Here is a 20,363-nt window from a genome sequence, read left to right as displayed (position 1 = left end):
GGACGCGATCAGCTCGATCTCGTCGCGCTGACGACCCAGTTCCGACGTGATCGAGCCAAAAAGCTCGGGATCACGATCAGCAAGGGACTGGGTGAAAAATCCGTCTGAACGGTGCGGTGCATTCACTGGTCATATCTCCTTATAGAGGAACGCAACGCAGCCACGGCTGCGTTGGACGTCATTTTGTGATGTTTGAAGGTGGCCTCAGATCACGCGGTCCCGAGGTTCGCGGCCTTCGAAGAAATCGCTCAGGTTGTCGAGAACCCGAAACCCCATCGCCTCGCGCGCTTCGCGGGTCGCGCTGCCCAGATGCGGCAGCATGACGAGGTTGTCGCATTGCAACAGGTCCGGGCTGACACGCGGTTCACCATCGAATACATCCAATGCAGCGCCGCCGATCATGTCGAACATCAACGCCTGGATCAGCGCCCATTCGTCGATCACTTCGCCCCGTGCGGTGTTGATCAGAAATGCGTCAGGCTTCATCAGGTCAAGTCTGCGCGAATTGATCAGATGGCGGTTGGCTGCGCCGCCCGGACAGTGCAGTGAAACGAAGTCACATTGCGGCAGCAGGTCGTCTATGGTGTCCACCTGCCTCGCATTGCATTCGGCGAGAACATCGGGCGATACGGCGCTACGGTTGCAAACCAGCACGTCCATGCCGAACCCGTGATGAGCACGGCGCGCCATCTCCTGTCCGATACGGCCGTATCCGATGATGCCCAGTGTCTTACCGCTGACCTTGGTTCCGACCAGATGCGTGGGCCGCCATCCTGTCCACTGACCTGAACGCAGCTCGCGTTCACCCTCGCCCGCCCGACGCGCAACCATCAGCAGAAGAGTCATGGCGATATCGGCGGTGCATTCGGACAAAACATCGGGCGTGTTGGTCACGGTCATACCCAATTCGCGTGCCGATGGCTCGCAGATATGGCTGTACCCAACACCGTAATTGGCAAGAATCTTCGTCTGCACACCCGGCACATCCAGTGCCTCGGCGCTCAGCGTGTCCGTTACGGTGGGCAGTACGGCGTCATAGGATTTCAACGCTTGCCGGATTTCAGCAGGGGACATGGGTTTGTCGCCGGTGTTCAAAACGGTGTTGTAGTTCTCGGCCAGCTGCGCCTCGACGGCAGCGGGCCAGCGACGGGTTACCAGAACCGAAGGTTTGACCATCACGCAGCCTCCATCACACGGGCGATCGTCTCACCGATCACGGCAGGGTTTTCGGCCACGGTGACACCTGCGGCGGACAGGATCTCGACCTTTTCGCTGGCGCTTTCGCCGAAGGCCGAGATGATCGCACCCGCGTGCCCCATGGTACGGCCTTTCGGAGCGGTCAGGCCAGCGACATAGGCGATCACGGGCTTGGAGATGTGGTCGCGGATATATTCGGCGGCTTCCGCCTCCTGCGGGCCTCCGATTTCACCGATCATGGCGATGACATGCGTGTCTTCGTCGTCTTCAAACCGCTGAAGGATGTCCTTGAAGGATGAGCCGTTGATCGGGTCACCCCCGATTCCGACACTGGTCGAAACGCCGAGACCGCGCTCTTTCAACTGCGCTGCCGCCTCATAGCCCAATGTCCCCGAGCGGCCGATGATCCCTACATGTCCGGGAAGATAGATATGTCCCGGCATGATGCCCAACAACGCCTTTCCGGGAGAGATGGTGCCGGCGCAGTTCGGACCGGTCAGCACCATGCGCTTCTCTTTGGGGTAGCGATACATATACCGTTTTACCCGGATCATATCCTGTGCCGGAATGCCGTCGGTGATGCAGACGCAATAGCGGATGCCGGCATCCGCGGCCTCCATGATCGAATCCGCGGCGAACGGTGGCGGAACGAAGACCAGGCTGGCATCTGCGCCGGTGGCTTCGACGGCCTGTTTTACGGTGTCAAAAACCGGAACGCCTTCGACGGTTTCCCCACCCTTTCCGGGCACGACGCCACCCATCACGTTTGTGCCATAGTTCAACATGTCCTTGGTGTGGAACCGCGCCATGCGCCCGGTGATGCCCTGCACGATGACACGCGTGTCACGATCGAGAAGAATGCTCATTACACAACCCTCATTTTGGTGCCTTGGGTAAGGTCGTTTTTCCACGCGCCCACAGCGCGTTCTGCCGCCTCCATCAGCGTCGTGGCGCGAATGATCGGCAATCCGGATTTGGCCAGGATCTTCTGGCCTTCTTCGACATTCGTACCGGCCAGCCGCACGACGACCGGAATATCGAGGTCAAGTTCCTTCAACGCCTGCACGACACCTTCAGCCACCCAGTCGCAGCGGTTGATACCGGCGAAGATGTTGACCAGAATGGCTTGAACATTGCCATCCGACAGAACCAGCCGGAACGCCTTGGCCACCCGTTCAGGCGACGCGCCCCCCCCGATGTCGAGGAAATTTGCAGGCTCGCCGCCTGCCAGCTTGATCGTGTCCATGGTGGCCATCGCCAGACCGGCGCCATTGACGATGCAGCCGATATTGCCGTCGAGCCCGACATAAGACAGCCCGCGATCCGCAGCGCGGCTTTCGCGCGGGTCTTCCTGGCTCTTGTCGCGCAGTTCGGCGATCTGGGGGTGGCGGAACAGAGCGTTGTCGTCAAAGCTCATCTTGGCATCCAGCGCCAGCACCCGATCATCACCGGTGATGACCAGCGGGTTGATTTCAACCATCGTGGCGTCGAGATTGCTGAAGGCGGCATAACAGCCCTGCAACGTCCGCACCATTTGCTGGATCAGTTTGGCTTCAACTCCAAGATTGAAGGCGATTTCACGGGCTTGAAACTCCTGAAGCCCGACGGCCGGTTCCACGATGGACCTGACAATGCTGTCGGGGCGGTCGGCCGAGATATCCTCGATCTCCATCCCGCCTTCGGACGAGGCGACGATCATCACCCGCTGGCTGGAGCGGTCCAGAACAAAGCCAAGGTAGATTTCGCGATCAATCGGCACGGCGGCTTCGACATAGACACGATAGATGCCTTTGCCTTCAGGACCTGTCTGATGCGTGACCAGCTTGCGACCGAACAGATCATCGCAAGCCTTGTAGATTTCATTTTCGCTGTTGCAGAGCTTGACCCCTCCGGCCTTGCCGCGCCCGCCCGCATGGACCTGCGCCTTGACAATCCATTTGTCGCCCCCCAGTTCGCGCGCCCGATAGGCCGCCTGTTCGGGACTGTAGGCAAGCGCGCCCGCGGGCACGTCGACGCCGAATTTCGAAAGAACTTCTTTCGCCTGGTATTCGTGGATATCCATCTGATGTGCTCCTGTTTACGCAGCTATCGAAGTGCCGTAACGGCTTTCCAGCAGAGCTTCGATCGCGTCCTGATCGACCTCTCCGCCCAGCTCACGAATGGCTTCGGCGAACAGGCGTACGATCTGGCTGACGGCCTCGCGATTCAATTGATTGAGGATGCCGATGCGCACCTGCACCGGTTCGCTCAAAGTGGGCCAGATGCCAAACCCGCGGGCGCGGCAGTTCTGCACCAGTTCCATCTCGCGGCCAGAAAGCTCGGAAGGCAGGTTGAGCACGATCAGACTGGGCATGTCCGAGGTGACCTCGCACCCCATCTCGGTCACCGCGTCCCGAAGAACCTTTTCATGCGTCCGGTAAGACATCGACCGCTTGGCCAGACCTTCCTGCAAGGTCAGGCGCAATGACTCGTGGAACGCCGCCACCGCATATCCGGAATGGGTCCGGTGGTAGGTGCCCTTTTCCACGTCCTGCCCATCGACGATGCCCCAGTGACGGGCCTCGAAGATCGGATTGTGCACATAGGTATAGGCACCTGTGGATTTCAGCGCCTCGATATAGGCATTGGTAAAGCTGACAGGAGCATAGGTCAGCGGCAGGCAGCACAGGCCTTTCTGCGGACAGGAAGCCCAACCTGCCACACCCGGATAGTCATCGATCGAAAAGTCTTCGACACCCAGTGACGAGACCGCATCGACCAGCCCCATCGCCCCATGACGTTCACACGCGTCCGAGAAACCGCGCAGATCGTTCACCCTGCCCGATCCGGTTTCCCAATGCGCCATGAAGGCCCATTTCGGCTTGTGTTCGGCCAGAGTGGCTTCAACCAGTTCAGCCGTCACCGGCTGGCCATGTGGAACCTCGACGACCGTGACGCTGGCCGCCTGTGGGTCAAGCGGGCTGGTCGCGTGCTCGGCGGGCGTCGCCGCCTTGATCCGCAGCGTCAGCGCGTCGATCCCCGAGAATGTGCCGTTGGTGAAGGCCACAACCTTGTCGCCCGGCATGACGGCCGAGAACATGGTATCCAGAGCGCTCCAGCCGGTACCCGCGACAGCGAACGTGTAAGCGTTTCCAGTGCCCCAGATTTTCCGCAGCATGTGCTTGCATTCGATCATGCCCCTGAGGACATCGCCCTGCATGTGATCGGCGACACCTGCGCCGGCGAAGGCTTTCAGGACACGCACATCCGTGTTGCCCGGCCCCGGCCCTGCGGCGAGGGTCTCGGGAATTTCGAGCGGAGGGAAAATCTGAAAGGTCATGGTCTTGCATCCTCGGCTGTTGGCCGGGCATTGCGGCCTGATGTGTTAAGATGTCGACCAGAAAACGCGAGCTTGCCCAACGGCGCAACGTAACTTACTACTGCTTTTGGATGTCTAAAAGTATGGAGTTTTACCCACCCGTATTGGTAAAAATACCAAGGTATACCGAAATTAACCCCATTCTTTTGGGTGGTTTTTTAGAAAGTCAGGGCAAAATCATATGGTTGAAACATCGGGCAAACCCATCGACGTCATGCTTGCTGACAGCAATCCGCTGGTTCTGTCTGCCATGTCGGAGATATTCGAACGTGATCCGCGATTCTCTCTGGTTGCCACGTCGGCGACGGCAGAAGGATTTCTGGGAACGGTGATGCGGATACCTGTTCAGGTCGGCGTCGTGGACTGGACGCTTCCGGCCCTGGGCGCCGCCAAATTGATCGAGGTGTTGCGCGATCAGGCCGATGCACCGCGCTTTGTCATCTATGGCGATGCCTCCGGAGATGTCCCGCGATTGGCGATGCAGGCGGGTGCCGCTGGATTTGCTGCCCGCTCGGGCGAGGTTGACGTGCTTCTTGAGACCTGTGCCGAAGTGGCAGCAGGTAAGATGGTGTTTCCGTTCATCGACGTCCGGAAAATGAAACAGGATCCGATTCAAAGCCTGTCGCGCAAGGAACGCGCCATTCTGGAGGCCTTGGCGCAGGGGATGTCGAACCGGGAACTGTCCAAGGAACTTCAGATATCCACCAACACGGTCAAGTTTCACCTGTCAAATATCTATGAGAAGCTGAACGTCAAAAACAGAACACAAGCCATTGCGTTTTTCTATTCGTCCCATCGCGGCGCGGACTAGACGACGAGAACAGAGAGCCCGGATGACTGAAATCAAAATAAACGTTGTCGGTGCCGGGCGGGTCGGCAAAACGCTGATCCGCCTTTTGGATGGCACTGATGGCTGCCGTATCCAGGATGTTCTGAGCACATCCTTTCACTCGGCAAATGAAGCCGCCCAATTGTCCAAAACCGGGCGCGTTGCAGCAAGCTATGCCGATTTGCGACCCGCTGACCTGTGGATCATATCAGTGCCCGACACGCAAATCTCTGCGGTGGCCCACGAATTGAAAGAGGCCTTCGAGAACCAGGAAACAACCGGGAAGCCTTCAGTGGCGTTCCATTGCAGCGGCTATTTTCCTGCCGATCAACTGGCGCCGTTGCGCGGCCTCTCATGGTCTCTGGCCAGCGTTCACCCCGTCCTGTCCTTCGCCGATCCACAGGCCGCTGCCGCGCAATTCAAACAGGCGTTGTGCGGGTTGGAAGGCGACGAAGACGCCACAGCGTTCATTCAGCCGCTTCTGGAAGGATTGGGAGCCACCTGTTTTCCCATCCGGTCTGAAAGCAAAAGCCTGTATCATGCGGCCGCGGTGATTTCGAACAACTTCGCCGTTGTCTTGCAGGCCATCGCCCGCGAGGCGTGGGCCGAGGCGGGCGTGCCGGACGAAACTGCCCGCAAGCTCAACGCTGGTTTGTTGAGCAGCACAGTCGAAAACGTCAACCTTCTTGGCCCGCAAGCTGCCCTGACCGGTCCAGCGGCAAGAGGGGACGAAAAGGTCGTTGCCCAGCAGGGCGCGGATGTAGCGGCGTGGCACCGCGATGCAGGTGAAATCTACAGGCAACTGAGCCTGCTGGCGCAGAAGCTGAAGGCAACCGGTTTCACGAAGTAATCGCCAGGTCCATTGCTGGAAAGCACTTTGGAACCTGCGCTCGAAACGTGTCGCGGAAAAGGCGGGCCCGCGCGTTTCTTTTGCGAATCCCTGAAACATGTTACGTTGGGTCAACTTTCAAGATTTGTTTTTTCCTGGCACCCAGTTTCTTGCAGCGCTTTCCAACGAGGTGACTTCATGTCCGACTCCAGCAGTGAGCCCCCGCGCATTACGCTGTCCCTTCCGTCCTCCCGACCAAATCCCACGATTTCGGCGGAACTCTCAGGATCGGCCGGTTTTACTGCTGACAGCATTGACGATCTCAGGCGCGTCGAAGCCGAGAAGCTCAAGGCGTTGCGCCGTGGTGTCGGTATCGACCTGTCCGCCGAGGTGATAAACGATCTGGTCGATCAGCGCGTACAGGCCACCGGTGCAGTCTTTCGACAGCTTGAAACCATTCGCAAGGATCTGGCCGACGGGTTTCTGGGCGCTGTCGTCCCAACCCTTGCCCCGAAACTGCGCGGAGAACTGATCAATCCCGACGGCACCCCCGCCGAGCGGGTAATCGTCGAAGCGCTGCGCCCCACCTTTACCGCCAATGAAGGTATCGACAACGCGGATTTTTCATGGGCTGTAAAAGCCGCGGTTACGGATGCGCGGGGCCTGTTTTCCCTTGATCTGCCCAATCTGCGGCTGCCGCAAAACGGCCTGAGATTGCGGATCCGCGGGCAGAACACCACTCTGAACGAAGCAGTGCCGCGCATTGATGCATTGGATGGCGAATTGGGCCTCGTGGTGCTGGATCGCACTGTCCTCCCTTTGCAGCGCTCGATCCTGGGTGAGCTGGCCGATATTCTGCCGGTAGACCCCGAGGATGCGGAAGAAAACATATCCGACTTCACCGGCACGCAGGCCCCTATCGTACTGGGCGAAGGTGACTGCGCTTCGGAATACCGAACCGAAGGAGGCACGGTTTCCCGGCGGCGTTATTCGGTTCTCTATCGGCTGATCGACCCGCTTGTCGGGCCGAAAAACATCGTTCGTACCCGCCCCGTTGGCGGCAATCGCTTTGTCACGACAATCCCGGGCAGCACATTTGCGCAGGCCAATCTTTCTGCCGAAACACTTTTGAACGCTTTCAACAATGACGGCGGAGACTGGGATTTTCGCGACCGGATTCCAATCGACGAGCCCATTGATGTAGAGGATTTCTTCGAAGATCTTGAGCAGCGCCCGCAAGATGTGCCAAAGGCCTCCAGCCTTGCGCTCGGCTATATCGCCAAGATGCGCTCGACCGCCGTTCACGCCGGAATGTCATTGGGGCGTCTGGTCTATTCCCTGCCGCTTGCCCCGGGCGAGGAACAGCGGATCGTCGTTTCGGAACAGCGCGAAACCCTGACCGTGCGCGAGCGCGAAAGCCTGACCTTCGAGGAACAACAGGAATTCGAAGAAGCACGCGACACTTCCTTCAACAGTACGTTTGAAACCGCGCTCGATGAAGTGATCCGCGGTACGTCCTCCTTCTCGACCAAGGCGTTCACAAAAAGCTTCGGGGGGGCTGGTGGCATTGGTGGCGGTTTGTTCGGCGGCATCGGGGCCATAGTGGGCGGGGTCGGTTTCAGCGGCGCGCGTTCCAGTTCCAACTCGTCAGGCAGTTCGTCCAACACGCAGAACACGTCACGCGATTTTCTGTCCGACACGCACGAGACATTCTCGGCCGCGCTGGAACGGGCCGCTTCGGTCAAGCGAAGTTCGGCCCGAACCAGCGTTCGCACAGCCACGGCAAATGATCGGCGGACGGCGACAACAAAATTCGTGGCCAACCGCAACCATTGTCATGCAATGACGATGCAATGGTTCGAAGTTCTGCGCGACTTTTCCCTGGAAACGCGGATCGAAGGGGTGCAATTGGTGGTCTTCGTTCCCATGCAGCTCATCCGCTTTCGCCGCCTGGGGCAAGGCGATCAACTGCCGGGCAATGTCAACCGGTCAGGATTGCTGCATCGATACAAAGTGATCCTGCGCCACGCAGACGTTTTCCGCCGGGTGTTCCGAAACCGTCGCAGGTTCCGCACCGCGCTCAAACTGCTGGAACAGTTTTATGCCGACAAGGACGCGACACCGCAGAATGCTCCGGGTGTCGCTCAGGACATCGTCAGCTTCGAGGCTCAGGGCACTTTCATGCCCAATGATGACATATCCGCGGTGATCTTCACGCAGGATGGCGACCGCGTTGGGCCAGTGCCCCTGACCGGATCGCCGATCGATATCGACAACCTGCATGACTTGCCTGCCGAGACACGTGAAAACCTTCTGGTTCGGCTGGCTGACGCGCGCCGTGATCCAACGAAGCGGCGGACTTACACCGGATCCGTGGCTTTGCCCCGCTCGGTCGAACGTTCGGACATCGCCCGCGTCGAGTTGCGCAGGCGGACGGGCTCTTTTGCCTATTCATTCTATACCGGCCCCGACCCGATCAACATCTTCAACATTTGGGAACATATCTCGAACCTGGAAGATGCCGATGATCTGGATCGCGCCACGCGCAACATCAACCGGAGCCTTCACACGACGATTTCAGGCTCGGATTTCGACGATCTGGTCGGCGCGCCGATGATCAGCGAGTTCGAAGCGCGCATGAACGAAGACGCACAGACCATCGTTGACGACAACACATTCCAGGCATTGCCTGCAACCCTGCCCTATTCCGTACAGGAAGTGCCGGACGTGCTGTCGCGTCGTGATCTGCGGCGGATCGAAGAAATGTATCAGCATATCGTGGCCGACACCGTTCGCTATTCTCGCGTGATCTGGGCCAGTATGACGGATGAAGAACGGGCCATCCTGCTGGAACGTTTCACGATTGGCGTGCCGGATGGCGGGTTGGATGACGCCTCAAGCGAAATATCGCTGCTCAGCACGGTCCAGAACAAGGTGCTGGGGTTCTATGGCAACGCGATGATCATGCCCTTCTCGATCCCGCCCGATCTGGCCGACAGAATGGAGATGCGGACCGGCGACATTCAGGACAGTCTGCTGGCCTTCCATCGGGAAGACTTCCGGCCACCGCGCCGCACGATCTCGCTGCCGACCCGGGGGCTGTTGGGCGAGGCCGTTCTGGGCCGCTGCAATTCCTGCGAGATGATCGACCATCGCCGCTTCTGGAACTGGCAGGACAGCCCGACGCCACCCCCAGTTGGTGACACGCCGGTCCTGCCCGCGGACAGTGATGCAATCTTTGGCACCCGTGCGCCATCGGACCTGCCGGCCAATCAACCTTCGAACACGCTTACCATCGCAGGGGGCGACATCGGCACAGGCCAGGCCGTGCCCACTTCGCAACTGGCCGAGATCCTCAAGGCCGCGCCTGATCTTGCACGGGCGGGAACCGATCTGACGGGACTGAAAGAGTTGCAGGCGCAACTGGCCCTTGAAACGCAATCGGTCGCCGCCGGTCGGGACAAGGCCATAGACACGGCGACGGATCTGACCAAAGAGCTTGTCGGCAAGGCCACTGAACTGGCGGGCAAGGGCCAGGAGATCGCCGCGGCTCGCAAAGAGGAAGAAGCCAAAAAGCAAGCTTCCGAAAAGAAAAAGTCAGCTGCCGACAATGCCGCAAAGATCAAGGGGTTTGAGGATATCGCCAAGAACGCCTCGGGTGTTTCTGCGCTGATCGGCGGGCAACCGGATGGCAACCGGGCGGCCTTCACGCAAAACCTGTTCAAGGATTTCCCCGGCGGTGCCGCCGCTCTGGCCAATCCCTCCAACACGTTGCTTCTGGCCAAGCTTTTCGGGGCCTTTACCAAAGCCAATACGGATGCGGATGACGGCAGCGCAACCAAGGCCGGCAGCCAATCCGTTCTGGATTTCCTCAATGGCCTGAGCGCCCCTGCGGAGGACGACGATGAGTGACACCAGCACGAATGCAACCGCCGAACCCGGCATCGATGAAAGCCTTGCCGAGGCCATCATCAATATTCTCGAAACCACCAATTCTCCGGCGATACAGCGCGCCCGAGAGGTGATTGCCCACAGGCTTGCCATCGCAGGCGACATTGCCCCATCCCGCATCCCTGCGCCGCGCAATATCACCGAGATCGGCGGCTACATAAACCTGCTGAGCGAGTATGGAGAGGCCGAACAGCGCGCGCGCATGATCGCAGCCGCTCTGGGCATAGCGGGGCCGCAGATTTCGCTGCCACAGCCCGGTGCCGTTCCACCGCTGTCCTTTGTCACCCGTGATGGCGCCCGACCTGCGGGGCCACAACAACCCAGCTTCCCGTTGACCTATACGATCCGCAGCGACTTTGTTCCGGCCTTTGACAATGCGGTGCAGGAAATCACGATTCGTGGTGGCGCGGTTCCGATTTTGACACCTGTCAGAACCCTGCCTGCTGCGGGGTCTGCTCCCGCAACAGACGGCTCTGCGCAGCTGGCTCTGATCGGCCGAACACTCAGCCTGGTGCCAACTGCGGCTTTGCACGCCGTGGCAACCGATCCCCTGTCGCTCAGCCGCCCGACTGCTGGTGGCGGTTTCGAGGTATTGGTTCGGGTCATCGACGCCGCCGCTCCGATCGCCGGAACCATCGCGGCGGCGGACTGGACCAGTTGGGAATGCGATGCCGCTGCCTGTACCGAGGTCGACAGCAATGATGCGCGCTTTGCGCTCACGCCGCTGCTGAACGCCGCCGGGTGGCACCAGCCCGCTGATCCCGGCAATCCGACCAGCCTGTCAAATCCCGGAACCTGGTCTAAATGGCGCAATATCACCGGGCTTGTGCCGGGCGTCACGCGGTTTGCGGATGAGCTGCAACTGCTTTATTCCGCTGAAATGCTCATCACTTCACCGGTCTTCAATCAACTGGACAATGTCTGGACAGGAAACGAGTTCGCCGCGCCATAGCGCGGCTGCCTGAAATGCAGGAAAGTGATTTGGCAATGCTCCCTTCATGAGGTTCAATGCATTCAGGAGGTCAGCCATGCAAAACCCGGAACGTTTCGAGAAATTCTATTTCGCCAAAGTCGGCATGGGCGAAGCCTGTGGCTGTGCCGAGCGGATAATCGACGTGTTCGAATTCAACCGCAAAGGCGGTGCGCAATCCAAGCAACCTGTGAAACAGGGCAGACGCAGACGCGGGTCTTTTCGGGCATGGGCGGTCAGATATGGGCTGATGACCCGTAAGCGCACATAACCGAGGCCTGACAACGCACTGGGCTTGCTGTCGGATTCATGGCCAGGCTCAGGCGGTGTGATTGCATTTCTGAAACCACCATGTCCGGTTGCCACGAGAACAGGTCAGACCGGCACCAGCTTCCCGTCGCGAAGATCCAGTTCATCGGGTGCCAGTTCCAAGCGGAACGCCGGCGAATGACTGACAAGCAGAATCGCCTGTGGCAACGCGCGCAGGATTTCCAGCAGGCGCGCTTCGTTTTTCGTATCCAGCGCATTCGTCGGTTCGTCCAGCAACAGCACTTCGGGATCCATCGCCAGAACCGTCGCCAGTGTCACCAGCCGTTTTTCACCGCCTGACAACTTGTGTGTGATGCGGTTCTTCAGGTGTATCAGGTCCAGATCGCCCAGAACTTTGTCGACAATGGCAAGCGCTTCGTCACGGGTCTTGCCCAGATTGAGCGGCCCAAAGGCGATGTCTTCGGCGACGGTCGGGCAGAACAGCTGATCGTCCGCATCCTGAAATACAAGCCCCACCCGGCGGCGCACTTCGTGGAAATCGGCCTCTTCCACGCGTTTCTGACCAAAAACGGTGACGGTGCCAGAACTCGGGCGCTGCAACCCAAGCGTGATGCGCAGGAGCGTCGATTTTCCCGCACCGTTCGGACCAGTCAGAGACAGGCGCTGCCCGGCATTCAGGCTCAGGCTGGCCCCGTCCAGAACGGGTGGCTGGCCGGGGTAGGAAAAACAGATGTCTTCTAGCGCGATCAGTGTCATGCGAATTCCAGAATGATCAGACCCAGGCAGAGGCCGCTGAAACCAGCCGCAAACACAATGTCCGCGCGGGTCAGGGCAAATTCCTGAAGCAACGGCATACGCCCGGAAAACCCCCGGCACTTCATCGCGGCCAGGATGCGTTCCGATCTTTCGATCGCGCGCACAAGCATCATGCCCACAAGGTAGCCAAAGCTGCGATATGTGTGCCAGTTTGTTGCTGGCCGAAAACCGCGCACCTTCATGGCCGCGCGCAAGCGCAGGTATTCTTCCCGCAACACCTCGATATACCGGATCGTGAACATCAGCAGGTAAACCAACTTTTCCGGGCACCGCAGACGATGCAAGGCGTGACCCAGAGTGACTGGCTCCATCGTGCCGACCAAAACCATCAGGGACAGGATCACGGCATTGGCGGTCAAAGCAATCTCGACCGCTTTCCAGAAACCCTGCCAGCTTGCGGGGAATCCCCAAAGCGTGAACATCGGGGCTCCGGGCATGGAAAAGGGCAGCAGGACCAGCATGAACAGGATGAACCCATCCATCATGGCCATTCGCTTCAACGTCTTTCGCCACGGCAGACGGGAAACTATCAGAAGCGAAAGCGACACTGTCAGCGCCGCGCAAAGCGCGCCGAGGGATGACAGCGCCACGGTCACGACAGCAAAAGCAACCGCCATGACGATACGCATCCGGGGATCCAGCTGGCTGATCAGACCGTCCGGCCCGTCACCGGCTTCGGCCAGTGTTTTTTCTTGGTGCCCCAGAACGTGTGCCATCAGGACGCCAGCTTGCGGCGGGCCGCCATGTAAAAGCCCAGACCGAACAGACCAACGATGTACCCGATCCCGCCAAGGATGGTTTGCAGGTCATTCTGTTCGCGATAGGCCGCAATCTCGCGCCTGAGCGGGCGCAATTCATCACGCACGGCTTTGGCGATAACCTGCTGTTCTTCGACGCTGAGAGAAGCCGCCGAACCGCTGGCCGGTGTCAAAGCAGCCGAAGACGAGTCTCCGGTTTCTGCCACGGCAACACCCAGAACCCGCGCGACATCTTCGGCAGACATCGTGACTTCGGCCACATGCCCGGCGCCAAGGTCAGCAAAGAAGGTGTGCGCCACGGCCGAGGTCGGCGTGTAGACAAAGAAACCGTCCGCATCCGTGACCGATCGACCCAGCTCGGCCCCGTCCGGGCCGGTGACAATGACCTCGGTCCCGCTTGCCATATCACCGTTGGAAAAGCCGATCTCGCCCTCGATCACGTCTCCCGACTCGAAAACGCCGGCTATGACCTTGTGCGCCAGGGCAGGCACGGGCGCACAGCACACAGCCAGTATGACAACCAGATGCTTCATGTGGTTGCTCCTCTGAAAAACAGTTCGGGCTTGACCTTGCGCGCCAACAAGACGGCGAACCCGGTCAAAATCGCCTCGATGGCCATGACTGGAATATGGGCGAAGAAAACAAGCTTGGCAGCGGGCAGGAACTCATCCCCCGACAGCGCCAGGGAAATCGCGACCATGCCGGTTGTCGCCGCAATTGCAAATGCGCCGCCGACACCGCCCCAAATCGCACCTTGCAAAGGTGTCCCGCGCGCGATCAGACGACCGAACAGCATTCCGGCCACCACCGCGGGCAGGGCGATATTGACGGTGTTGATCCCCAGCACCGTCAACCCGCCAAAGCCGAAAAAGACCGCCTGTAGCAAAAGCCCGACGAACAAAGCCGGGAATGCGGCCCAACCAAGCAGCAGCCCGGCCATACCGTTGAGGATCAAATGGACCGACGACGGACCAATGGGTACGTGGATCAACGATGCTACGAAGAAACTGGCTGACAGCACACCGGCAGTGGGGATGCGATCAAGATCCAGAGACCTGAGACCCATGGCGATCCCGCCCGCGGCCGCTATGGCGCCGCCAACAACAACCGGGTTGGAAAGGGCTCCGTCGACGATGTGCATTCGGGGTTACTCCAGATCCCAGGCGCGAATCCAGATCACCGCATCCTGGCTGAGTTCTTTGCCCTCATGTTCGGTTGCCGGACCGGATCCAAGTGCTGCGAAACCCCAGTAGCCGTCTTTTGGAACGCCGAACGAAAAATACCCGTTGTCGTCAGATATTGCGACCACCGCACCACCCGGCATTGGTGACACTTTCGGTGCAGAAGCGGCCGAGCTTTCCATGTCGGGTTCGGCGGCCATGTACTCGATCTCGATCTCGGCCCCCGCAACCGGCTGACCATCAGCCAGCACACGGCCCGTGAAAGTCGAACCCGCGATGATGTTGGTCGGCTTGTTCAGCGGGATAATCTCGGTCGCCAGCCCCACGGGATTCATCCAGTCGGTCGGCAATTCGTTACGGTTCAGGAAGGCTTTGGTGAGCTGTTGGATATAGATGTCTTCGGATTCCTCATAATAAGGCTGAGGAACCGTCACCAGCACATAGTCGCCCGAACGTTTGACCGGGACACTGCCCTTGAACGCCGCGCCCTCGTTTTCCCCGCCGGTGAACCGGATAGGTTCCAGCGTGTCCAGCAAATCGGTCTTTTCACCGTTGTGGATCACATAGAATTCCTGCGGCTTTTCCAGATCCATGACATGGCCATTCTCGAACGGATGCCAGAAAATCAGTTTGACCGGTACATCGCCCGGTTTATCGATCATGGTGTCGGTGGTGTATTCCAAAAGGAAATGCGCATCTGCGATGGCAGGAAGAGCCACCGCGGCAGCGGCTGCGCTGAGCAGCGTTTTCATGAACAGTCGTCCTTGTCCCTTCGCGCCAATCCCGGCGCGAAATTCGTTTTGACCACGGGACATACAACGCCAAATTACCCTTTCAGGCATCCTGGTCCGACGCACATCCCGTCGCCGATTAGGAGTGCCCGTTAGAGGGCACATGTCCGGCAGGTATCCTGACTTGCGGGTCAAAGCGTTGGACTGGCCTTCCCGGGCAAACCCCAGTGGCGTTTCAGCCCTGCTCGCCGCTTACAGTTGCGGGTGCAGTTGCGGAATTGGGCCTGAGCCCGCACCGCATTCCCTATTGATTCCAGAGCAAGCCCCGGAACCGGACATGCCGAGCGGCTTGCCAGACAACTCAGCCCTCGGTCAACGAAAATGTGCCGTGGCCGTCGAAAAAATGCTGAATTCGGCAGTTCGGGCGGGTAAATCGACTTCGTGAAAAATCCAAGGCAGCAGGATGATTTCATGCCTAAGCTTCTGAAAGATACCTTTCCGACAATGGCAGGCTTGCCGCGCCCAGTGAGCGTGCTTCCGGGCCCACGGTCCCTTCCAGCACCACGGGGCGCTCAAGACCGGTCAGGTTAAGCTCAGACAGTTTGTCTTCGACCATTTCAACCAAACGCGCCTTGATGTCCTGCGGCATCCAGCCGTCAATCTTCACGCATTCGAAATCTATCAGGCTACAGGATGAGACAATCGCATGGGCAATCCCGCTCGCCGTCTGTTTCAACCAGTTTTCCAGTTGAACATTTGGCACATCCCAACGTTCGGTCGTTTCCCATAAAGACAGCGAGGTCGCCCCTGCTGTCGTGATCGCACGCTCGAGCACATAAAGGCTGGCCACGTCGATAAGCGGCCTGACACCGCCCGTACCATCCGGCACAGGCAGGGGGCCGATCGCACCCGAGTTTCCACGCCCCGAAAAGATCGCGCCATTGAGAACCACACCGCCGCCAATGAAAAACCCGATATAGAAGTACAGAAAATCCCTTGGTCCATCGGCCGGACCGAATACCAGTTCCGCACCACAAGCCGCCGTTGCGTCATTTTGCAGAAAAACCGGCATATCGAGGCGACCAGCCAGGTCAGCCTTCAGGTCTGATACGCGCCACGGGTCCATTTCTTCCTGAGGAACCTGAAGGGCCTGGGCCCAGTCCCACAGGTAGAACGGCATGGCAATTCCAAGACCCGCAATCCTGCCTTTGGCCTCGGGCGACATGGATGACATCATTTTGCCCAGACTCTGCGTGGAAAACTCCAAAGTGGCTTTCGGCGTTGGATAGTCATAGGTTCGCCGCTTGCGTTGCCGCACGTTTCCCACAAAGTCAGTCAAAACCAGCTCGGTACTGCGGCGCCCGACCTTGAGCCCAAAGAAAAACGCACCATCCGGGTTGAGACGCATGGGAACGGAAGGTTGCCCGACTTTCCCGCGGACCGGTTCACCGCGCAGAAGCAACCCATCCTTTTCCAATTGACGCATGATGACGGAAACCGTTTGTGCCGACAGTCCCGTCATGCGCGCGAGTTCGGACTTCGCAAGGGCCTGATGACGTCGGACAAGCGACAACACCAGCCGTTCGTTGCGGGCCCGCATGCCGCTTTGATTGGTTCCGCGCACCACTGACCCCTGTGAACCAATCGAGTTTTTCCGTGATGAATTTTCCGGCACGACCACCCCTTTCCTGCTGAAGAATGGGAAAGCCCGCCCGCCCTGTCAATAATAATTAAGAGTGATTTATTTATTGACTCAAATTTCGATTCTTGTGATTGTTTCTTATGGGATCAGGGTTTTTGCCTGATCGCCCTCGTGCCCTACTCGGCATAGGAAAAACTGGGAGGATAATCGATGAAACTTGCAAAACTTGCGGGTGCAGCTGCGCTCGGGGTTACTGCCATGGCTGGCAGTGCAATGGCGGAAGGTGAAACCGTTTGCCTGATCACCAAGACAGACACCAACCCGTTCTTTGTCAAAATGAAGGAAGGCGCGACAGCGAAGGCGGAAGAGCTGGGAATGACGCTCAAAGCCTTTGCTGGCAAAGTTGACGGCGACCATGAAACGCAGGTGCAAGCCATTGAGACCTGCATTCTGGACGGCGCCAAGGGCATTCTGCTGACGGCTTCGGACACTTCATCCATCGTTCCGGCCGTGAAGCAGGCGCGGGATGCAGGGGTTCTGGTTATTGCTCTGGATACGCCGCTGGAACCCATTGACTCGGCTGACGCGACGTTTGCCACGGACAATTTCCTGGCCGGGCTGCTGATTGGACAATGGGCAAAAGCCACGCTGGGCGACGCGGCCAACGACGCCAAAATCGCGACACTGGATCTTGCCGTCAGCCAGCCGACAGTGGATGTGCTGCGCAATCAGGGTTTCCTGCAAGGCTTCGGTATCGATCTGGCGGACCCGAACGTGATCGGCGATGAAGATGACCCCCGTCTGGTCGGAAGTGATGTCACCGCCGGCAACGAAGAAGGTGGTCGCCGCGCGATGGAAAACCTTCTGGCCAAGGATCCGACGATCAACGTTGTTCACACCATCAACGAACCTGCGGCAGCAGGCGCTTACGAAGCGCTGAAAGCCATCGGGCGCGAAAATGACGTGCTCATCGTTTCCGTGGACGGAGGCTGCCCGGGCGTCCAAAACGTTGCCGACGGTGTGATCGGCGCGACGTCACAGCAATACCCGCTGTTGATGGCATCGCTGGGGGTTGAGGCCGTCAAGAAATGGGCGGACGAAGGCGTGAAACCAGAAAACACACCCGGCAAGGATTTCTTTGACACCGGCGTGGCGCTTGTAACGGACAAGCCTGCCGAAGGCGTCGAGTCGATCTCGGTCAAAGAAGGCATGGACCTCTGCTGGGGATGACCTGACCACCCGGAGGGCCGCAGAGGGCGGCCTTCCGCTTTTCAAACCACCCAATCGCCCGAAAACTTGCTAAAGTCGTCAGTGACCTGACGCTTTGGGGGAACATTCATGTCCGATACTTCACGACGATCAGACGACTTCGAAGCCGCTGCGAAAGGCAGCCCGGAACAGGTTGCCGAATTCGACGATCACCACCGCGGGTTTGTCGGAACGGTTCAGCATTTTCTGCATGTGAACCCCTCTCTGGTGCCGTTGATCGTCCTTGTGGCTGCCATCGTCATTTTCGGTGTCTTGTTGGGCTCCAAGTTTTTCTCGCCATTTGCACTGACCCTGATTTTGCAGCAGGTCCAGATCGTCGGGATCGTGGCGGCGGCGCAAAGCCTCGTCATCTTGACCGCCGGTATCGACCTCAGCGTCGGGGCAATCATGGTGATGTCGTCGGTTGTCATGGGACAGTTCACCTTCCGATATGGGCTGCCGCCATCGGTCGCGATCATTTGCGGCCTTTTCGTTGGCACAGCAATCGGCGCGGTGAACGGTTATCTTGTCAGCCGCATCAAACTGCCACCGTTCATCGTGACGCTTGGCATGTGGCAAATCGTTCTCGCGGCAAATTTCCTTTATTCTCAGAACGAAACGATCCGGTCACAGGAGATCGAGGAACATGCCAGCATCCTGCAACTGTTCGGTGCCAAGTTCAACGTCGGCGGGGCAGTATTCACCGTCGGCGTGATCTTCATGCTGGTGCTTATCCTCGTGCTTTCCTATGCGCTTCGTCATACCGCCTGGGGAAGGCATGTCTATGCGGTCGGTGATGATCCGGAAGCTGCCGAGCTGTCCGGTGTCAATGTGCATCGCACGCTGATGTCGGTTTACATGCTGTCCGGGCTGATCTGCGCCTTCGCGGGTTGGGCTCTGATTGGTCGGATCGGGTCCGTGTCTCCGACCTCTGGCCAGTTGGCCAATATTGAAAGCATAACGGCGGTCGTGATCGGGGGCATATCCCTTTTCGGTGGCCGCGGGTCCATTCTCGGATCATTGTTCGGAGCGTTGATCGTCGGGGTCTTCACGCTTGGGCTTCGATTGCTGGGCGCTGATGCGCAATGGACGTTCCTGTTGATCGGCATCCTTATCATCGCAGCGGTCGCGGTCGACCAGTGGATCAGAAAGGTGGCAGCCTGATGGAACCTATTCTCAAAGGACGGAACCTTGTGAAGCGCTACGGCAAGGTAACGGCGCTGGATCAGTGCGATTTCGATCTGATGCCGGGCGAGATTCTGGCCGTGATCGGCGACAACGGCGCAGGCAAGTCAACACTGATCAAGGCGATATCGGGCGCGGTGGTGCCGGATGAAGGTGATGTTTGGCTGGAAGGCCGCAAAGTGAATTTCCACTCGCCGATTGACGCGCGCGAAGCCGGTATCGAAACGGTCTACCAGACGCTTGCGATGTCCCCCGCCCTGTCGATTGCGGACAACATCTTCATGGGGCGCGAAATCCGGCGCAAAGGGCCGTTGGGATCATGGCTCCGAATGCTCGACCGTCCGGCGATGGAGAAATTCGCCCGCGACAAGCTGAGCGAACTGGGCCTGATGACGATCCAGAACATCAATCAAGCCGTTGAAACTCTGTCCGGGGGTCAGCGTCAGGGTGTTGCCGTGGCGCGGGCCGCGGCGTTCGGATCAAAAGTCATCATCCTGGACGAGCCAACGGCCGCACTGGGTGTGAAGGAAAGCCGTCGCGTTCTTGAACTGATCCTCGACGTGAAATCGCGGGGCATTCCGATCATCCTGATCAGCCACAATATGCCACATGTTTTTGAGGTCGCCGATCGAATTCACGTGCACCGGCTTGGCAAACGCCTCTGCGTCGTTGATCCCAAGGATTACACGATGTCCGACGCTGTGGCGTTCATGACCGGTGCCAAGGAACCGCCCGCCGAGGATCAGGCCGCGTGACGAATACACGTGCCACCCCCGAAGCGCTTGCAACCAGGATCGCGGATGCCGTTCAGGCTTTGCCTCCGCTGCAAGACCGTCATCTTGTCGCAATTGCCGGGCCACCGGGATCGGGGAAAACGACTGCGGCCAGCCTTGCGACCAAAGAGCTGAATCTACGCGGCGTCGCAACCGGACTGGTCTTCATGGACGGCTTCCATTATGACAACGTGATCTTGAAGGATCGTGGCCTGCTGAACCGCAAAGGATCCCCCGAAACCTTTGACCGTGCCGGCTTTCGTGCGCTGCTTGGTCGATTGCGTGCGGAAGAAGAAGTCGCCATACCCGAGTTTGACCGGGAACTGGATCTGGCCATTGCCGCGCGGTCCATGATCACGGCGGATCAGCGCGTTGTTCTGGTTGAGGGCAATTACCTTCTCTTGAATGAATCGGGTTGGTCGGACCTTCACCAACTGTGGACATTCAAGGTATTTTTGGACACCGATCTGAAAACACTCGAATCCCGCCTGACCAACAGATGGATCGGCCACGGTCTGGACACCAATGCCGCCAAGGACCGTGCGCAGTCGAACGATCTGCCGAATGCAAAGCGCGTGATCCGAAATTCGATACCCGGTGATCTGACACTGGCTTGAGTTTTGCC

Annotated in this window: 19 protein-coding genes and 1 riboswitch; of the genes, 9 read left to right on the top strand and 10 right to left on the bottom strand. The window is 58.9% G+C overall.

The window, feature by feature from the left end:
- Window positions 1–204: 204 nt before the first annotated feature.
- Genes ACR0DJ_RS20290 through ACR0DJ_RS20275 form a run of 4 tightly spaced genes read right to left on the bottom strand, consistent with a single transcriptional unit; the run spans window position 205 to window position 4,516 of the window.
- Complete coding sequence (locus ACR0DJ_RS20290) at window positions 205–1,176, bottom strand: 2-hydroxyacid dehydrogenase (protein WP_257601333.1); 972 nt, start codon at window positions 1,174–1,176, stop codon at window positions 205–207.
- Entirely contained in the window at window positions 1,176–2,063 is an 888-nt protein-coding gene (gene sucD, locus ACR0DJ_RS20285) for a succinate--CoA ligase subunit alpha (RefSeq protein ID WP_480686122.1), read from the bottom strand. Before sucD ends, ACR0DJ_RS20290 begins: the two co-directional genes overlap by 1 nt.
- Complete coding sequence (locus ACR0DJ_RS20280; protein WP_170347444.1) at window positions 2,063–3,259, bottom strand: malate--CoA ligase subunit beta; 1,197 nt, start codon at window positions 3,257–3,259, stop codon at window positions 2,063–2,065. Before ACR0DJ_RS20280 ends, sucD begins: the two co-directional genes overlap by 1 nt.
- A gap of 15 nt (window positions 3,260–3,274) precedes the next feature.
- Entirely contained in the window at window positions 3,275–4,516 is a 1,242-nt protein-coding gene (locus tag ACR0DJ_RS20275; RefSeq protein WP_480686123.1) for a pyridoxal-phosphate-dependent aminotransferase family protein, read from the bottom strand.
- Between the two features lie 220 nt (window positions 4,517–4,736).
- Between ACR0DJ_RS20275 and ACR0DJ_RS20270 the strand changes: the two genes are divergently transcribed.
- The 5 genes from ACR0DJ_RS20270 (at window position 4,737) to ACR0DJ_RS20250 (ending at window position 11,405) form a co-directional block, all read left to right on the top strand.
- Entirely contained in the window at window positions 4,737–5,366 is a 630-nt protein-coding gene (locus ACR0DJ_RS20270; protein WP_254439985.1) for a response regulator transcription factor, read from the top strand.
- A 22-nt stretch (window positions 5,367–5,388) separates the two neighbouring features.
- Window positions 5,389–6,234: a Rossmann-like and DUF2520 domain-containing protein gene (locus ACR0DJ_RS20265; protein ID WP_480686124.1), complete on the top strand. Its 846-nt coding sequence runs from the start codon at window positions 5,389–5,391 to the stop codon at window positions 6,232–6,234.
- 177 nt (window positions 6,235–6,411) lie between these two features.
- Window positions 6,412–10,125 (top strand): cell envelope integrity TolA family protein, encoded by a 3,714-nt coding sequence (locus ACR0DJ_RS20260; protein ID WP_480686125.1) that lies wholly within the window; start codon window positions 6,412–6,414, stop codon window positions 10,123–10,125.
- The gene (locus ACR0DJ_RS20255; RefSeq protein WP_480686126.1) at window positions 10,118–11,116 is read left to right on the top strand and encodes a hypothetical protein; all 999 of its coding nucleotides are present in this window, start codon (window positions 10,118–10,120) and stop codon (window positions 11,114–11,116) included. Before ACR0DJ_RS20260 ends, ACR0DJ_RS20255 begins: the two co-directional genes overlap by 8 nt.
- Before the next feature lie 76 nt (window positions 11,117–11,192).
- On the top strand, window positions 11,193–11,405 hold the full coding sequence (locus ACR0DJ_RS20250) for a hypothetical protein (protein ID WP_480686127.1): 213 nt from the start codon (window positions 11,193–11,195) through the stop codon (window positions 11,403–11,405).
- A gap of 104 nt (window positions 11,406–11,509) precedes the next feature.
- Here ACR0DJ_RS20250 and ACR0DJ_RS20245 read toward each other — a convergent pair whose 3' ends face one another.
- The 6 genes from ACR0DJ_RS20245 to ACR0DJ_RS20220 all read right to left on the bottom strand — a co-directional run bounded on the left by ACR0DJ_RS20245 (window position 11,510) and on the right by ACR0DJ_RS20220 (window position 16,490).
- Window positions 11,510–12,160, bottom strand: coding sequence for an energy-coupling factor ABC transporter ATP-binding protein (locus ACR0DJ_RS20245; protein WP_480686128.1), 651 nt, complete (start codon window positions 12,158–12,160; stop codon window positions 11,510–11,512).
- On the bottom strand, window positions 12,157–12,936 hold the full coding sequence (gene cbiQ, locus ACR0DJ_RS20240; protein WP_171638504.1) for a cobalt ECF transporter T component CbiQ: 780 nt from the start codon (window positions 12,934–12,936) through the stop codon (window positions 12,157–12,159). Before cbiQ ends, ACR0DJ_RS20245 begins: the two co-directional genes overlap by 4 nt.
- The gene (locus ACR0DJ_RS20235) at window positions 12,936–13,511 is read right to left on the bottom strand and encodes a cobalt ABC transporter permease (RefSeq protein ID WP_257601326.1); all 576 of its coding nucleotides are present in this window, start codon (window positions 13,509–13,511) and stop codon (window positions 12,936–12,938) included. Before ACR0DJ_RS20235 ends, cbiQ begins: the two co-directional genes overlap by 1 nt.
- A complete protein-coding gene (cbiM, locus tag ACR0DJ_RS20230) occupies window positions 13,508–14,119 on the bottom strand; it encodes a cobalt transporter CbiM (RefSeq protein ID WP_480686129.1) in 612 nt (203 codons plus the stop codon). The genes ACR0DJ_RS20235 and cbiM overlap by 4 nt, the downstream gene beginning before the upstream one ends.
- Before the next feature lie 6 nt (window positions 14,120–14,125).
- Window positions 14,126–14,911 carry a DUF4198 domain-containing protein gene (locus ACR0DJ_RS20225; protein WP_480686130.1) on the bottom strand — a complete coding sequence of 262 codons (786 nt, stop codon included), beginning with the start codon at window positions 14,909–14,911 and terminating at the stop codon, window positions 14,126–14,128.
- Between the two features lie 131 nt (window positions 14,912–15,042).
- A riboswitch (cobalamin riboswitch) is annotated at window positions 15,043–15,241 on the bottom strand.
- A 124-nt stretch (window positions 15,242–15,365) separates the two neighbouring features.
- The gene (locus tag ACR0DJ_RS20220; RefSeq protein ID WP_480686137.1) at window positions 15,366–16,490 is read right to left on the bottom strand and encodes an ROK family transcriptional regulator; all 1,125 of its coding nucleotides are present in this window, start codon (window positions 16,488–16,490) and stop codon (window positions 15,366–15,368) included.
- 252 nt (window positions 16,491–16,742) lie between these two features.
- On the opposite strand from ACR0DJ_RS20220, the gene ACR0DJ_RS20215 reads away from it, so the two are divergent.
- The 4 genes from ACR0DJ_RS20215 (at window position 16,743) to ACR0DJ_RS20200 (ending at window position 20,355) form a co-directional block, all read left to right on the top strand.
- Window positions 16,743–17,762: a sugar ABC transporter substrate-binding protein gene (locus ACR0DJ_RS20215; protein WP_170347455.1), complete on the top strand. Its 1,020-nt coding sequence runs from the start codon at window positions 16,743–16,745 to the stop codon at window positions 17,760–17,762.
- 108 nt (window positions 17,763–17,870) lie between these two features.
- Window positions 17,871–18,944 (top strand): ABC transporter permease, encoded by a 1,074-nt coding sequence (locus ACR0DJ_RS20210; protein WP_425080291.1) that lies wholly within the window; start codon window positions 17,871–17,873, stop codon window positions 18,942–18,944.
- Complete coding sequence (locus ACR0DJ_RS20205) at window positions 18,944–19,720, top strand: ATP-binding cassette domain-containing protein (RefSeq protein WP_170347457.1); 777 nt, start codon at window positions 18,944–18,946, stop codon at window positions 19,718–19,720. Before ACR0DJ_RS20210 ends, ACR0DJ_RS20205 begins: the two co-directional genes overlap by 1 nt.
- On the top strand, window positions 19,717–20,355 hold the full coding sequence (locus ACR0DJ_RS20200; RefSeq protein ID WP_480686131.1) for a nucleoside/nucleotide kinase family protein: 639 nt from the start codon (window positions 19,717–19,719) through the stop codon (window positions 20,353–20,355). The genes ACR0DJ_RS20205 and ACR0DJ_RS20200 overlap by 4 nt, the downstream gene beginning before the upstream one ends.
- Window positions 20,356–20,363: the final 8 nt, after the last annotated feature.

It is taken from the genome of Ruegeria sp. BF10 (assembly GCF_056538725.1).
Note: the sequence above shows the minus strand (reverse complement) of the source record. Positions and strands in the feature narration are given on the sequence as shown.

Coding starts and splice junctions, on each gene's coding strand:
- ACR0DJ_RS20290 (WP_257601333.1), bottom strand. CDS start 1,176: ATGGTCAAACCTTCGGTTCTGGTAACCCGTCGCTGGCCCGCTGCCGTC.
- sucD (WP_480686122.1), bottom strand. CDS start 2,063: ATGAGCATTCTTCTCGATCGTGACACGCGTGTCATCGTGCAGGGCATC.
- ACR0DJ_RS20280 (WP_170347444.1), bottom strand. CDS start 3,259: ATGGATATCCACGAATACCAGGCGAAAGAAGTTCTTTCGAAATTCGGC.
- ACR0DJ_RS20275 (WP_480686123.1), bottom strand. CDS start 4,516: ATGACCTTTCAGATTTTCCCTCCGCTCGAAATTCCCGAGACCCTCGCC.
- ACR0DJ_RS20270 (WP_254439985.1), top strand. CDS start 4,737: ATGGTTGAAACATCGGGCAAACCCATCGACGTCATGCTTGCTGACAGC.
- ACR0DJ_RS20265 (WP_480686124.1), top strand. CDS start 5,389: ATGACTGAAATCAAAATAAACGTTGTCGGTGCCGGGCGGGTCGGCAAA.
- ACR0DJ_RS20260 (WP_480686125.1), top strand. CDS start 6,412: ATGTCCGACTCCAGCAGTGAGCCCCCGCGCATTACGCTGTCCCTTCCG.
- ACR0DJ_RS20255 (WP_480686126.1), top strand. CDS start 10,118: ATGAGTGACACCAGCACGAATGCAACCGCCGAACCCGGCATCGATGAA.
- ACR0DJ_RS20250 (WP_480686127.1), top strand. CDS start 11,193: ATGCAAAACCCGGAACGTTTCGAGAAATTCTATTTCGCCAAAGTCGGC.
- ACR0DJ_RS20245 (WP_480686128.1), bottom strand. CDS start 12,160: ATGACACTGATCGCGCTAGAAGACATCTGTTTTTCCTACCCCGGCCAG.
- cbiQ (WP_171638504.1), bottom strand. CDS start 12,936: ATGGCACACGTTCTGGGGCACCAAGAAAAAACACTGGCCGAAGCCGGT.
- ACR0DJ_RS20235 (WP_257601326.1), bottom strand. CDS start 13,511: ATGAAGCATCTGGTTGTCATACTGGCTGTGTGCTGTGCGCCCGTGCCT.
- cbiM (WP_480686129.1), bottom strand. CDS start 14,119: ATGCACATCGTCGACGGAGCCCTTTCCAACCCGGTTGTTGTTGGCGGC.
- ACR0DJ_RS20225 (WP_480686130.1), bottom strand. CDS start 14,911: ATGAAAACGCTGCTCAGCGCAGCCGCTGCCGCGGTGGCTCTTCCTGCC.
- ACR0DJ_RS20220 (WP_480686137.1), bottom strand. CDS start 16,490: ATGCGGGCCCGCAACGAACGGCTGGTGTTGTCGCTTGTCCGACGTCAT.
- ACR0DJ_RS20215 (WP_170347455.1), top strand. CDS start 16,743: ATGAAACTTGCAAAACTTGCGGGTGCAGCTGCGCTCGGGGTTACTGCC.
- ACR0DJ_RS20210 (WP_425080291.1), top strand. CDS start 17,871: ATGTCCGATACTTCACGACGATCAGACGACTTCGAAGCCGCTGCGAAA.
- ACR0DJ_RS20205 (WP_170347457.1), top strand. CDS start 18,944: ATGGAACCTATTCTCAAAGGACGGAACCTTGTGAAGCGCTACGGCAAG.